Below are 13118 nucleotides of genomic sequence, written 5' to 3' on the forward strand. Positions count from 1 at the left end.
TAAATCGCATGTATAGTTTTTGTAAACATCATTTTAACTTTTGTAAAAAGAGAGAAAGGTGTCTTGTCATGGAAAAAATTCAGGCGTATGTTGAAATTAAAGGAATTCCTTTCATAAAAGCAACAAACCAACAATTGTTGAACGATTACTTGTATCCCGCTATTGATGCAAAAGAAAAGAAGTTTATTGTGACAGCGAACCCGGAAATTGTTATGGCTGCAGAAGAAGAGTACTTCTATAAAAAAATACTTAAGCAGGCAGATTATGTGATTGCAGATGGCATTGGTGTAGTGATTGGTTCAAGATTAATGAGAGAACCGCTTCCTGAAAGGATCGCTGGTTATGACCTGATGCAGCAATTACTTGAGAAGGCTAATCAAGATCAGTTGCGTTGCTATTTTCTTGGATCAAAGCAAGAGATTTTAGACAAAGCAGTTGCCAAAGTTAAAGTGAATTTTCCTGATTTAGTTATAGCCGGGAGCCATCATGGTTATTTTGATATCAATGACCCTTCGATTGCTGAAGCGATTGAAAAGGCTCAACCTGACTTTATCTTTGTAGGATTAGGGTTTCCAAATCAGGAGAAGTGGATACACCGTTATTCCAATCAATTTAGTCATGGCATGTTTATGGGAGTTGGCGGCAGCTTCGACGGTTTGGCAGGTCATGTCAAGCGGGCACCAAAGATTTGGCAGAAGTTGAATGTAGAATGGCTTTACAGGTTAATCAAACAACCGTCACGCTGGAAAAGGATGTTACAGTTGCCACGATTCATTTGGCATATCTTATGGAGAAAGTGACATTCTAAAAGCAAGTGCGGTAGAAGAGAGGGATAAGGCTATGAAAGTGTTACATTTAAATGCAGGGAACGAAACGGGCGGCGGCATGAAGCACATCCTTTCTTTATTAGATGAACTAGACCATGATCAAGTGGTTTTAGGTGTCTTTGAGGAAGGGGAAATGGTTCAACGAGCCCAAGAGTCACATATTGAAACAGTGCATTTTAAACAAGCTTTCCCTTTTGACTTATCCGTTATTTTTCAAATCAATCGTTATATACAGCAAGAAGGGATCGACATTATTCATACCCATGGCCCAAGGGCTAATGTATTACTGAGGCTGCTAAAGCCGAAGCTCCAGATTCCGTGGGTTCTTACCCTTCATAGTGATCCCAGCGATGACTTCATGGGTCATGGTGTAAAAGGGGAGCTGTTTACACGAGTTCACAAACGGGCAATCCGTTCAGCTGATCACTGTTTGGCAATATCTGAGCGTTTCCGCAAACGTTTACTGCAAATGAATGTGTCTAATCATAAAATTACTACCATTTATAATGGGATAGACTTTTCAAAATCGCCAGAAATGAACTGGGAACGAAAGAACTTTGGTTTTACAGAAGAAGACTTCTTAATAGCTATGGTTGCGCGATTTGAAGCGGTAAAACAGCATGAACTTGCCATTGAGTCGTTTGCAGCTTTTAAGCAATCGAATGAAAACGCCCACTTGCTGCTGATAGGTGATGGTACACTTGAAAATCAACTGCGTAAACTTTGCGAGAAATTAGAAGTTGATAAGAGTGTCCATTTCTTAGGTTTTAGAAATGATGTTGCCTCCCTTCTGCCAATGGTGGATCTTACCCTCCTTACATCTAAAAGTGAAAGCTTTCCATTAGTATTATTAGAATCAGCTCGGGCGAACGTTCCTGCTGTGACAACAGATGTCGGTGGTGTCGATAAGATGATTCCTTCCAGGGGATATGGATGGATTGTTGACCAGCCCCACAGCAAATCAATAGCGAATGCCCTGAATCAAGCTGCTTTGTTAAGCGGAAGTGAGCTTCCAGCGATGGGCGAAAAATTCCATGATTTTGTATCAACTCGATACTCTACACAACATTTTGCAGCTCAAGTAAGTAATGTATATGATTTTTTATATAAATCACCGCCAAAAATGGAGTATAATGTTTGAAGGTTATATAATAGCGTTTAGACGTATTTACGTGGAAGGAGGTGCCTTATGGAGTTCCGTGCTTTTTTATTTTGTTTTATAGCTGTAGTTCTACTGACCCCTTTTGTAAAAAAGCTGGCGATTTACCTGGGCGCAACAGATTATCCAGATGCCCGCAAAGTCCATAAACGGCTAATGCCTAGACTTGGGGGACTGGGGATTTTCCTAAGTGTGCTGCTTGGAGTAAGCTTATTTATGCCAGGAAGTGTGTATACGTGGCCGATTATGGTCGGCGCTACCATTATTGTGGCAACAGGAATCGTTGATGATATCTTTAGTCTGTCCCCTTTGTATAAACTGAGCGGACAAACATTAGCGGCAGTCATTGTAATCGTTAATGGAGTAGAAGTGGAATTCATAAATCTACCCTACGGCGGGCAAATGGATTTTGGAATGTTTAGCTTTCCTATCACGCTTCTATGGATTGTAGGGATCACCAATGCGATAAATCTCGTGGACGGCTTGGACGGACTCGCGGCAGGCATCTCAGCCATTGCGTTGTTAACCATTTCCGGCATGGCCATTACGATGGGAAATACTTTTGTCATGTTTGCTGGACTGATGATGTTTGGTGCTACACTTGGATTTCTCATCTTCAATTTTTATCCCGCTAAAATATTTATGGGGGATACAGGAGCGATGTTTTTAGGGTTTATGATCGGGGTCTTGTCGTTACTTGGCTTCAAAAATGTGACTTTATTTTCATTAGTTATCCCAATTTTAATCTTAGGTGTACCGATTTCTGATACAATTTTTGCGATCGTTCGCAGGGCTATGACAGGACAACCCATCATGAAACCAGATTCAGCCCATTTACATCACAGCCTGCTGAAACTTGGGTATAGTCATCCTGAAACGGTCATTATGATTTATACCATGAGTGCATTATTCAGTTTGTCAGCTGTCTTTTTCTCTCAAGCCACTTTAGTAAGTTCACTGCTTATGATGATGATTATTCTTATCACCATAGAGCTAATGGTGGAAATAACGGGTGTAGCCGGGGAGCGATATCGTCCAATTTTAAAGCGAATAGAAGCGGCTCGAAGTAAAGAGTAAAAAGATCTCAAGCATACAGGGGACGCTGATAAGTAACTGACATAGAGACAGAAGCTCACTCCCTATACCTATTAGGTGAACAGCTTCTTTTTCACTACAGACTTTTTCAGTGTCCTCCGCTTACAGAGATCTTTTTAGGATATAAGGCACAAGGAGCTCTATGTGATAATTTCATTAGCATTTAGTAAAATTTTGCTATCAATCCTTCAAATCCTGACATACTGTGATATAATGTGTATATATTTTTGAATAATTTACATAGTGGAGGTACATCTATGGAGGAAACGATTTCTCTTAAAGAAATTTTTGAAGTACTAAAGAAAAAAATGTGGATGATTATTGCAATCACTGGGGGAGCTGCCATTATTAGCGCAATCGTAACTTTATTCGTTTTAACCCCCACATATCAGGCATCTTCTCAATTTATTGTAAATCAATCAGCAAGCCAGCAGGAAGAATCACCTTATGATATTAACGATATACGTACAAATGTTGAATTAATTAGTACATACAACGTTATTATTAAAAGTCCAGCTATTCTTGATCAGGTGATTGAATCAATGAACCTTGATATTTCATCAGATGCGCTGAGCAATAAAATACAAGTCGCAAGTGCTGAACAGTCACAGGTTGTTACGGTAACCGTGACTGATGAAAGTCGGTCCATGGCTGTTGAGCTAGCGAATAGTACGGTTGAGACGTTCCAACAAACCATTCCGGATTTAATGAGTGTAGATAATGTCAACATTCTCTCCCCGGCAGAAGAAGTGGAAAATCCACAACAGGTAAGTCCTAAACCCTTATTGAACATAGCAATTGCCTTAGTTGTAGGTTTGATGGTAGGTGTTGGTTTAGCCTTCTTACTTGAATATCTTGATAATACGGTTAAGACGGAACAAGATATTGAGAAGACATTAGGCCTTCCTTTAATGGGAGTCATTTCTACTGTTTCAGAGGAAGATTTAGGTCCAGAAACGATGAATAGACAGCAAAGTCGTGCGTCAAAGGTAAGAGGTGAGTCCGTTGGTACGTAAATCAAGAAAAAAACAAGTAGCTATGAAGGCGCGTAAAATTATTGCAAATGATAATCCAAAGTCTCCGATTGCCGAGCAATATCGTACGATTCGAGCCAATTTACAGTTTGCTTCTGTTGATAAAGAACTGCAATCCCTACTCATTACTTCAGCAGGTCCGTCAGAAGGAAAATCGATGACTTCGGCCAATATGGCAGCTGTTTTCGCTCAACAAGGCAAACGGGTTTTGTTAGTAGATGGCGATTTGCGCAAACCGACGGTCCACCACTCTTTTCGTTTAAACAATACAAAAGGATTAAGTAATTTCCTAGTTGGCCGTCAAACGCTGAAAGAAACAACGCAAATTACTGCCGTTGATAACCTGGATGTCCTGCCAAGTGGCCCGATTCCGCCGAACCCTTCTGAACTTCTAGGCTCAAAAGCAATGCACAAATTGATGATGGAAGCTCGCCAGCATTACGATTTAATCATTCTCGACACACCTCCAGTTCTAGCCGTTTCCGATTCGCAAGTACTGGCAAGGGAAGTTGATGGTGTTATGTTAGTCGTACGCAGTGGTCAAACAGAATTCCAGGCAGCTGAACGTGCTAAAGAACTGCTTGAGCAATCAAAGGCGAATCTCCTTGGTGTCGTTTTAAACGACCGTGAGAAAAAGAATAGCAATTACTACTATTATTATGGTAATTCTTAAAAAACGGGGCTAAGGCTCCGTTTTTTTTATGTTACCTTTCTAAGTTGTTAGTCGATGTGGAGTTCGAATTTAACTAGTTCATAATAGATTTAAGTTAAAGGGAACGATGCATAGAAAGTCTATTTTTAAATGAATACGTTAGTATGGATTTTACCTCCAATCAAACAAAAACAGCACCGACTGTTAAGGCTGATACTGTACGTAATTCGTAAATATTCCATCTACACCTAGTTGCTTCATTCTTCCTGTCATTTTGTGTTCTTTTTCATAGAAAAAAGCATGACTCTCAAGGTCTAGCAATCTTAGTTTAACTAAGGTTAATCGATCATAATATTTAGCTTCGTTTGCTATTCCATCTGCGTATGTAGCTGTATGTTCAATATTTATCTTGCTAAAAGGTTCCGCATAAAGTTTAATGCGTTTGTATTTGTCGTCAATTTTCATTAAAGAAGATTCATACCAGGATTGAAACATGATGTTTTCAGTTCTCACATTGTACTTTTTGATAATATTCTGTACATCATCCTCCATCACAGCCTTATTGTTAACGACACGTGTTTCAATGTAGTATTTAATGCTATTGCCGTACCTATTGAATATCTCTGATAATGTAGGTACCCGCGATCCTTCATATTTTGGCGAAAACCAACTTCCCGCGTCTAAACGTTTAACTTCTTCTAACGTTAGATTGCTAATATACCCTTCCCCATCAGTCGTTCGATCAACCGTTTGGTCATGGAGTGCTACAATATGATTGTCCTTTGTCATCCTCAGGTCAATTTCAATATAATCAGCGCCGTAATTAATTGCTTCATCATAAGCATCTATCGTATGCTCAGGTGCAATAGTAGAAGCACCCCTGTGTGCATAAACTTCAACATCATTAAATAGATTTAAAAGGTTTAAAACCATCATTAAAGTTATCATGATCTTATAATACATTCCCTTATTCGTTATAGCAATATCCTGTCGCACGAAAAATGAGGTGATCAGCAATATCATATTTCGCCCCACCTGTACACAAGTTACAATAGGCTCCTGCTTGAGTTTCACAGCTTATAAAAAATTTGATTTAAACGAACATACTTATAATCTTTCTAATGTTTTATTACAAATAAATGACATTTTTATGAAAAAGGTTGTCGAATATTGAAAGTTCATTTATGCTATAATCTATATTGTTTTTAGTTGAAAGGGGTCTTATACGTGTTTAAAACAGATACGAAGATAGCCAATCCTGGGAACATTGTAGAATTCGAAAGAAATGAGACACGCTTCAAGGGGAAAGTCATTCCAAGTCAATGTCAACGATCTGTTATTGTAGATTTAACGATCATGGAAAATTTTGAAGAAATTGATTTTGATTATGAACGTACTGTTGTCGCGCACGAGAATTATCGAATATTATCTTAAAAAATAACTGTGTTTTTTAACGAATTTGGATTATAATAGTAGTTATCAAAAACAACTTCTCCTTAAAAAGGCAAACTTATTGAAAGGTAAGGACGCAAAGCTACGGATCTAACGCCTAGCCTCGTGAGTTACATACTGCCAAGAAGTGGTCATGGCCGCCGAGTTGCCTAAGGATGGATGATGGAGGGGTCATTCATTGGATAAGGTAAAGGATATGAGAAGTTTGGATGCTGACTGGATAGCTTTAGTGAAACTAGCAAGAGCTATTGGATTAAGTAAAGAGGAAATTAAACAATTTATTACGAAAAACAGATTGTGACGAGCATTGGGGCTTCTCTTAATAGAGGAGCCTCTTTTCTTTTTTTGAAATGGATTCTTGTTGTAGGGAGATCAGAAAAGGTAAAATCTTTAGGGAATAGGGTAGAATCCATAGAACATGATGTTTGTGAAAGCCTCGGTAACTCACAGCCGGGCCTGAACTAGCTCATTGGGGAAAAGAAAAATCCCCTGCTGCCCGTTTTACTTTATGGTAAAATGGAATTAGTTTTGTAGGAAAAGGGGGGATTGTGTGGGAGAGTGTCGGAAATGCGGAAAAGAAATCTCTCCTTCGTTAGAGGAGTGCGAAGAATGTAGTGCAGAACAAAGAGCTAAACAGCCAGCTGAATTCGCAGAAAACCATGAGTGGTTAAATGCCAGTAATTATTATAGTGAACATGTTGAAGAGCAGCGTTCCTATCGCAAGAGGAATTGGAGAAAGATTTTTGTTACCTTGATATCCATTGCTTTATTTATCGGGTTTGCGACAACTTTGTGGTTGTATCTTAGTAAGGTAACGTCGGCTCAGCATGTGGTTCAAGAATTTGAGGAAGCCGTAAATGAAGAAAATGCGAATAAGCTTGTTGATTTAGTTGCATTTGATCATGCAAAACAGACATTTAATGAGGGACAAGCAAAACTCATGATTGATTATTATAATAATCATTCTGATCAGTTTGTATCCACCCTCAGTTATTTACGTTCTGCCTCTAAAGGAGAGGGGATTGATTCAGAATATGCACTGCACTTGCAAGATCAAGGATCACAGTGGCTTGTTTTTGATCAGTATGCACTATCATTAGATCCGGTTAGTATAGAAATTTCTTCAAATGTAAAAAATGTCACCTTATATCTCGATGGAAATAAGGTTGGGCTACTTGAAGGAGATTCAGTATATGAATTAGCGGGCTTAACACCTGGGGAACATATTGTGAAAGGTGTCGTTGATGTTGATGGTAACAAGCATGATGAAATCATATCGATTAATACATACGAAACATCTGAGCCAATCCAATTGATCTTTGAAGACGTAAAGCCTGATGTTACAGCAGGAAGCCTTTCTGAATCACTGGAGAAAGATTTAAAAGAAGCGGTCTCTGACCATGTGGAACAGTATATTGCTGCATACGAATCGAAGGACATAGCTAAGTTTAAAAGGATGAAAAGTGAAGAGTATTTGGAGAGTGCCCAGAATAACATAGAAGGTCTTGAAGCGACGGGAGAAAATTTTGTAGGTGAAGTGACCGAAATCGTCTACGATATAGGAAGCATGGAAATAACAAGCGCGGATGAGGAACGCCCGTTTACTTCAAGTTTGTATGTTTCGTTCACGTTTCATTCTGGCTATTATAATAATGATGAACAGCCCTCGGATATGGTTAGAGAAGAAAGTACGTATATATGGAATTATAATCTAACCTATGACGAGGCTGAGAGTATGTGGTTCATTACTTCCGGTATGCCCGTATCATCCATGAAAACTGAAGATACAGAGGTTGTTGAATTTTAATGAAAAGAAGACTCACCTTCTCAAGAGGTGAGTCTTCTTGTATTTATAATTTTTCTTTTCCAAGAATGAGATAGTTCATTTCTTTTTCATCAATTTTGTTATAGCGTGGGGCATTGACAAGATAGAATACAATTCCAAGCAGTACCCATATTCCTAAGGCAATATAGGATTCTTTCCCGAGTGAAGCGGGTGACTGTGGAAGTAGTAATAGGATAAGAAATCCTATGGAACTGATCATTCCGATTAGGGCTAGAAATTTTTTACCTGGTGCAACAGTACTTGCTGAATGTTTGTCAGGTTGTTTGTCTGACCATTTAAAGATCTTGTATGCAGTAGCTGTACAGAAAAAGTAAGCTATAGCGACTCCCGTTGAAGACATATCAACAACCCAGAGTAGTGCTTGTCTGCCAAACCATGGGGCAATTAGACATACAGCTAAAGTAAACAAGATGCCCACATATGGAGTTTGGTACTTTTTATGAAGTTTACGGAAAGCATTTGGTAAAATTCGTGCACGTCCCATCGCAAAGGTTAAGCGGCTTGATGAAATGATGAATCCATTAAGGCCTGTGAAGATTCCCATAATTACAGCAATCGCGATTACAAACACACCTGCTCTGCCCATATAGCTCTCAATGGCATCACCCGTGCCCCATACAGAATTTTGGGATTCTATTTGTGCAAGAAGTTCTTGCCATGGCATCGTACTCGCTGTAACGATGATCATGATAGCATAAGCCAATCCAGCTGCGAGTAGTGACCAAATAATGAGCCCAAACGCTTTATTTGCTTCGAATTTAAATTCTTCCGCAGCTTGGGGTATATTATCAAACCCTACATAAGCAAACGGTGCGATCGCCAATATCGTTAATATCGAGGCGATTGCGGTTTGATTAGGAAGAAACCCTGGGGATAAGTTTGATAAGCTCGGCCCTTCAGAGAAAATAGCGCCACCAGCAAGCAAAAGGATTCCGAAAATAAGAATCATACTAAAAACAAACTGTGTTCGTCCTGAGAAGCTGGTCCCGCGGATATTTAATAAGGCAAAAATAATTAATGCTGCACTTGCAATTAAAACTTGAATAATTGAAACATCATAACCTGCAACAGTATAAAGGTTTCCGGTGCGGACAAAATCAGGAAATAGAAATTTTGCTAACAAAGCAAGGGCGGAAGCATTTAACGCAACAATACAAATGTACCCAAGTGTCAAAAACCAACCTGCTAAAAAGGCGAAGCCCCTGCCAAATCCTATATAAGCATAGGAAAATTCTCCACCGGTTACCGGAAATTTTTCAATTAGAAAACCATAACTTACACCAATAATCATCATAAGAATCGCACCGAGTAATATCCCGATCACAACACCTATGGGTCCAGCTTGACCAATCCAATCCGGCGGCAGCACAAAAGCTCCCCAGCCAATTGCAGAGCCAAAGGCAATGGCCCAGACCCAGTGTGGTTTTAATGAACGTTGTAATTTTTGTCTTTCTCGTTTAGCCATGAACGAATAAAGCCTCCTATAAAATATCCAAATATAATTCCTAATAGTATGTGTTCAAAAGTTGACGAATGAGAGACAAGAAGTTCGAAGCGCGAAAGTTTTGAGGACCGCAAGCCGTATGCCTTTCATACGTGAGGACCGGAAAAACCGGGCAACGAAGAAATTCGCCGTTTATCATTCGGTGACTTTTTGAACATCCTCTAATAACAACGGATTCTTACATTATTCTATACAGTAATTCTTATGTCACTCATCCTCTACATAATTGTGGCTATTTCTTTTATTTACACTCATTCGTCTCAATCTAAACATATTTCACGAAAAAAACCTACTTCATGAATAAATATGAGGTAGGTTTTGCTGACTTATCCGAAAAAAGACATTTATTTTGACGATATTTCCCGGGGAATAACTAGATTATTGTAGGGAATTGTTGTAGTTGTTCTTCTTCTCTCCAGCAAAAGAACTGCTGCTGTTTGATAATTCGTTAACCCCTAAATGAGCTTGTAAGGTATTCTGGATATTGAGCAGGCTCATTTGATCAACTTGATAGTACCAGCCTCCGTTAATATATCCTCCCTCCCCTTCAAGCTGCATTTCTTCAAAATTTAAGCCATCTTGCTGGAGGACATAATCTTTGTAAGCAGTCATTTCAGAAAAAGTTAGGTTCGTTTTTAAATTATTTCCGATGGAATCAATGACATCACCATAATTTGATATGGAACCGATTTGTGATGCTTTTTCGATAATAGCTTCAATCATTTTCATTTGACGTTGCCCGCGTGCTAAGTCACTGTCATATTGACGAGAGCGAACAAGAGCTAAGGCTTCTTCACCCGTTACAGTCTGATAACCTTCTTCAAGATGGATGGCATCTTCTTCATCCTCACTATTTTGTTCAGTTAGTTCAAAAGGAACATCAAACTTTACACCACCGAGTGAATTAATCACCTCAATAAATGAATTGAAATTGAGTCGCACATAATAATCTACAGGAACATTTAAAAAGTTCTCAACTGTTTTGACTGTGGCATCGGTGCCACCAAATGCATGTGCATGGGTGATTTTATCCCGATACCCTACTTCAGGAATGTACACGTAAGAGTCACGAGGAATGCTTAGCAACTTAACTGATTTGTCGTCATCGTTGAACGTTGCTAACACTAAGGCATCTGATCTGCTTGTATGACCAGTTGGATTTCCATTGGAACGTGTATTACTATCATCGACACCTATAAATAATATCGATGTGTTATCAAATTCTGGCTGAACTTCTGTGTTCCTCATGTCTGACTTTTCACCACGTTCGAGTGACTGGTGCGATTCATTGGCAGCTTGACGGGCTTTATCCGTTAGAAAAGCCGCATATCCTACCGTTGCACCTACAAAAACAAGGAGGACTGCTGCCAGTGACCATAAAATTATTTTTATCTTTTTCCTTTTCATAATACTCTTCCCCTTTAAAACACAATAAAAAAGTTAGTAACTCATCACTTTAAGACCGTATGTTATAGGGATATTTCCATATAACTGCGTTCGCCTTGTTTAATATCAGCTTGGCCACTCGTCAAATCAGTTATCCAAGTTTCGAAAGCATTCGTTTGATTTGTTTGTACTTTTACGTCTATCTCTACCTTCTCTAAATAATGAATCGTATCCATATAATATGAAGAATTTCGTATCTCATTTTCAAGCTTTCCGAGCATAGAGTAGTCAACGATAACTTTGATTGTTTGTATTAACTGTCGTTTGACAAGGCCTGTTGCCTTAATTGCTTCTGAAACTGAACTTGAGTAGGCACGTATTAAACCACCTGCTCCGAGTTTAATTCCTCCAAAATACCGAGTGACGACCACAGCTGTATCCTTTAGCTCCATCTTTTTAAGGACTTCAAGCATAGGTACCCCGGCTGTCCCGCTAGGTTCCCCGTCATCATTTGCTTTCTGTATCAAGTCATGCTCACCTATCATATAGGCTGAACAATTATGATTGGCATCGTTATATTTCTTTTTGATAGATTGAATGAAATTTCGAGCTTCATCTTCCGTTTCACAACGCTTTATATGTCCAATGAAGCGAGATTTTTGGATGGTGATTTCTTCTGATCCTCGAGGATTTACTGTATAATAGCTTTCTAACATAGGTTTAATTGAACCTCCTAAGCTACTATTATATAACGTTTTTATAGGTATGGGCAAATGTAGATAGATGAAGAATAGAGAAAAAATATTAGGTTTTTACGGATAACCCCCATAAATTGACTTAGGTCAATCGAATGATTATGTGAATATTGATGGAGGAGACTTGTTATGAACGAGATGGGATCTGGGGATAAAGCACTTGACTTTATTATCAGGGAAATGGTCGACACTGTAACAAATAGTAAGGATGAAATCTTCCAGATTGGTGAAGACTCCCGTGGCGAGTTCGAGAAACTGAATAAAGAGTTGCATGAAATTAGAAAACAGGTCACGGGCTTGATTAATGAAGGAGACACTCTTGAACAAAGAGTTCGTTTATCCAGAATGCGCCTCTCGGAGGTTAGCAAGCAATTTCAACAGTATTCAGAAGAAGAAATCCGAAAAGTTTACGAGCAAACACATTCCTTGCAAATGGACTTATCCATGACAAGGGAGAAAGAGAAGCAACTTAGAGAACGACGTCATGAAATCGAACTTCGTCTCCGTAATTTGGATGATACCATTCAGCGTGCAGAAGCTTTAGCGGGTAAAATTTCTATCGTGTTAAATTATTTAACCGAAGATTTCAAACATGTTTCTGATGCTCTGGAATCCGCTAAAGAGAAGCAGGAGTTTGGCTTGCAAATTATTGAAGCACAGGAAGAAGAACGTAGGAGGCTCTCACGGGAAATCCATGATGGTCCTGCGCAGATGCTTGCCAACGTTATGCTTCGCTCTGATCTTGTCGAGCGGACGTTCAATGAGCGGGGGATTAACGAAGCACTTTCTGAGATGAAGAATGTTCGTAAACTTGTACGTTCGGCCCTTTACGAGGTGCGCCGTATCATTTATGACCTTCGTCCAATGGCTTTGGATGACCTGGGTCTAGTGCCAACACTTAAGAAATACTTGGCAACAACCGAAGAGTATAATAACATCAAGATTTCCTTTACATTGATTGGGGAAGAGCGCAGGCTTGAAGGGAAGTATGAGGTGGCCTTGTTTCGTCTGATCCAGGAGGCGGTCCAAAACGCAGTGAAGCATGCAGAGCCTTCTGTGATTCAAGTGGCCTTTGAGATGAAACCTCAGAACACGAACATTTTGATTAAAGATGATGGAAAGGGCTTTGACCCGAATATAAAAAAAGAAAAATCCTTTGGCCTCATGGGTATGCGTGAGCGTGTAGACATGGTAAATGGAGATCTGAACATAGATTCTTCACCAGGTGAAGGGACCATCGTCACGATTCGAATTCCTATTACTAGTTAAATTCTAAATCAACTATGTAAAAAGACTTGAATCGTTTATAATAGGATATAGGATTAGGGTAATGACCGACAAACATAATAAAAAGAGAAAAACTAGAGACGATCTTCATTCTATTAAGTGGAAGAAGAGGAATCGAATG

General features: G+C 39.2%; 13 protein-coding genes and 1 riboswitch. Of the genes, 9 read left to right on the forward strand and 4 right to left on the reverse strand.

The features are described from left to right. Positions 1 to 68: 68 nt before the first annotated feature. The 5 genes from MUO15_RS19075 (at position 69) to MUO15_RS19095 (ending at position 4788) form a co-directional block, all read left to right on the forward strand. The gene (locus tag MUO15_RS19075) at positions 69 to 800 is read left to right on the forward strand and encodes a WecB/TagA/CpsF family glycosyltransferase (protein WP_245031821.1); all 732 of its coding nucleotides are present in this window, start codon (positions 69 to 71) and stop codon (positions 798 to 800) included. Positions 801 to 840: 40 nt separating this feature from the next. Then, positions 841 to 1968, forward strand: a complete 1128-nt coding sequence (locus MUO15_RS19080; protein ID WP_245031823.1) for a glycosyltransferase family 4 protein — start codon at positions 841 to 843, stop codon at positions 1966 to 1968. A gap of 48 nt (positions 1969 to 2016) precedes the next feature. Continuing rightward, positions 2017 to 3063 carry a glycosyltransferase family 4 protein gene (locus MUO15_RS19085; RefSeq protein ID WP_245031825.1) on the forward strand — a complete coding sequence of 349 codons (1047 nt, stop codon included), beginning with the start codon at positions 2017 to 2019 and terminating at the stop codon, positions 3061 to 3063. 275 nt (positions 3064 to 3338) lie between these two features. Next, positions 3339 to 4097 (forward strand): YveK family protein, encoded by a 759-nt coding sequence (locus tag MUO15_RS19090; protein ID WP_245031827.1) that lies wholly within the window; start codon positions 3339 to 3341, stop codon positions 4095 to 4097. After that, positions 4087 to 4788 carry a CpsD/CapB family tyrosine-protein kinase gene (locus MUO15_RS19095; protein WP_396266273.1) on the forward strand — a complete coding sequence of 234 codons (702 nt, stop codon included), beginning with the start codon at positions 4087 to 4089 and terminating at the stop codon, positions 4786 to 4788. Before MUO15_RS19090 ends, MUO15_RS19095 begins: the two co-directional genes overlap by 11 nt. A 183-nt stretch (positions 4789 to 4971) precedes the next feature. Here the strand turns inward: MUO15_RS19095 and MUO15_RS19100 are convergent, their stop codons facing one another. After that, a complete protein-coding gene (locus tag MUO15_RS19100; RefSeq protein ID WP_245031829.1) occupies positions 4972 to 5790 on the reverse strand; it encodes a glycerophosphodiester phosphodiesterase family protein in 819 nt (272 codons plus the stop codon). Between the two features lie 204 nt (positions 5791 to 5994). Here MUO15_RS19100 and MUO15_RS19105 point away from each other — a divergent pair, with 204 nt between their 5' ends. From MUO15_RS19105 to MUO15_RS19115, 3 genes are all read left to right on the forward strand, one after another. Then, a complete protein-coding gene (locus MUO15_RS19105) occupies positions 5995 to 6201 on the forward strand; it encodes a YkvS family protein (protein ID WP_245031831.1) in 207 nt (68 codons plus the stop codon). A 59-nt stretch (positions 6202 to 6260) separates the two neighbouring features. After that, positions 6261 to 6372, forward strand: a riboswitch (cyclic di-GMP riboswitch). A gap of 25 nt (positions 6373 to 6397) precedes the next feature. Then, the gene (locus MUO15_RS19110) at positions 6398 to 6520 is read left to right on the forward strand and encodes an anti-repressor SinI family protein (protein WP_245031833.1); all 123 of its coding nucleotides are present in this window, start codon (positions 6398 to 6400) and stop codon (positions 6518 to 6520) included. A 249-nt stretch (positions 6521 to 6769) separates the two neighbouring features. Next, positions 6770 to 8026 (forward strand): TcaA second domain-containing protein, encoded by a 1257-nt coding sequence (locus MUO15_RS19115; protein WP_245031835.1) that lies wholly within the window; start codon positions 6770 to 6772, stop codon positions 8024 to 8026. Between the two features lie 43 nt (positions 8027 to 8069). Here MUO15_RS19115 and MUO15_RS19120 read toward each other — a convergent pair whose 3' ends face one another. From MUO15_RS19120 to MUO15_RS19130, 3 genes are all read right to left on the reverse strand, one after another. Continuing rightward, positions 8070 to 9530 (reverse strand): APC family permease, encoded by a 1461-nt coding sequence (locus MUO15_RS19120; RefSeq protein WP_245031838.1) that lies wholly within the window; start codon positions 9528 to 9530, stop codon positions 8070 to 8072. A gap of 417 nt (positions 9531 to 9947) precedes the next feature. Then, positions 9948 to 10976, reverse strand: coding sequence for an LCP family protein (locus MUO15_RS19125; RefSeq protein WP_245031840.1), 1029 nt, complete (start codon positions 10974 to 10976; stop codon positions 9948 to 9950). A 62-nt stretch (positions 10977 to 11038) separates the two neighbouring features. After that, a complete protein-coding gene (locus MUO15_RS19130) occupies positions 11039 to 11671 on the reverse strand; it encodes a YigZ family protein (protein WP_245031842.1) in 633 nt (210 codons plus the stop codon). A gap of 168 nt (positions 11672 to 11839) precedes the next feature. On the opposite strand from MUO15_RS19130, the gene MUO15_RS19135 reads away from it, so the two are divergent. Next, positions 11840 to 12979: a sensor histidine kinase gene (locus tag MUO15_RS19135; protein ID WP_245031844.1), complete on the forward strand. Its 1140-nt coding sequence runs from the start codon at positions 11840 to 11842 to the stop codon at positions 12977 to 12979. Positions 12980 to 13118 lie beyond the last annotated feature (139 nt).

Source organism: Halobacillus amylolyticus (assembly GCF_022921115.1).
GTDB lineage: Bacteria > Bacillota > Bacilli > Bacillales > Halobacillaceae > Halobacillus_A > Halobacillus_A amylolyticus.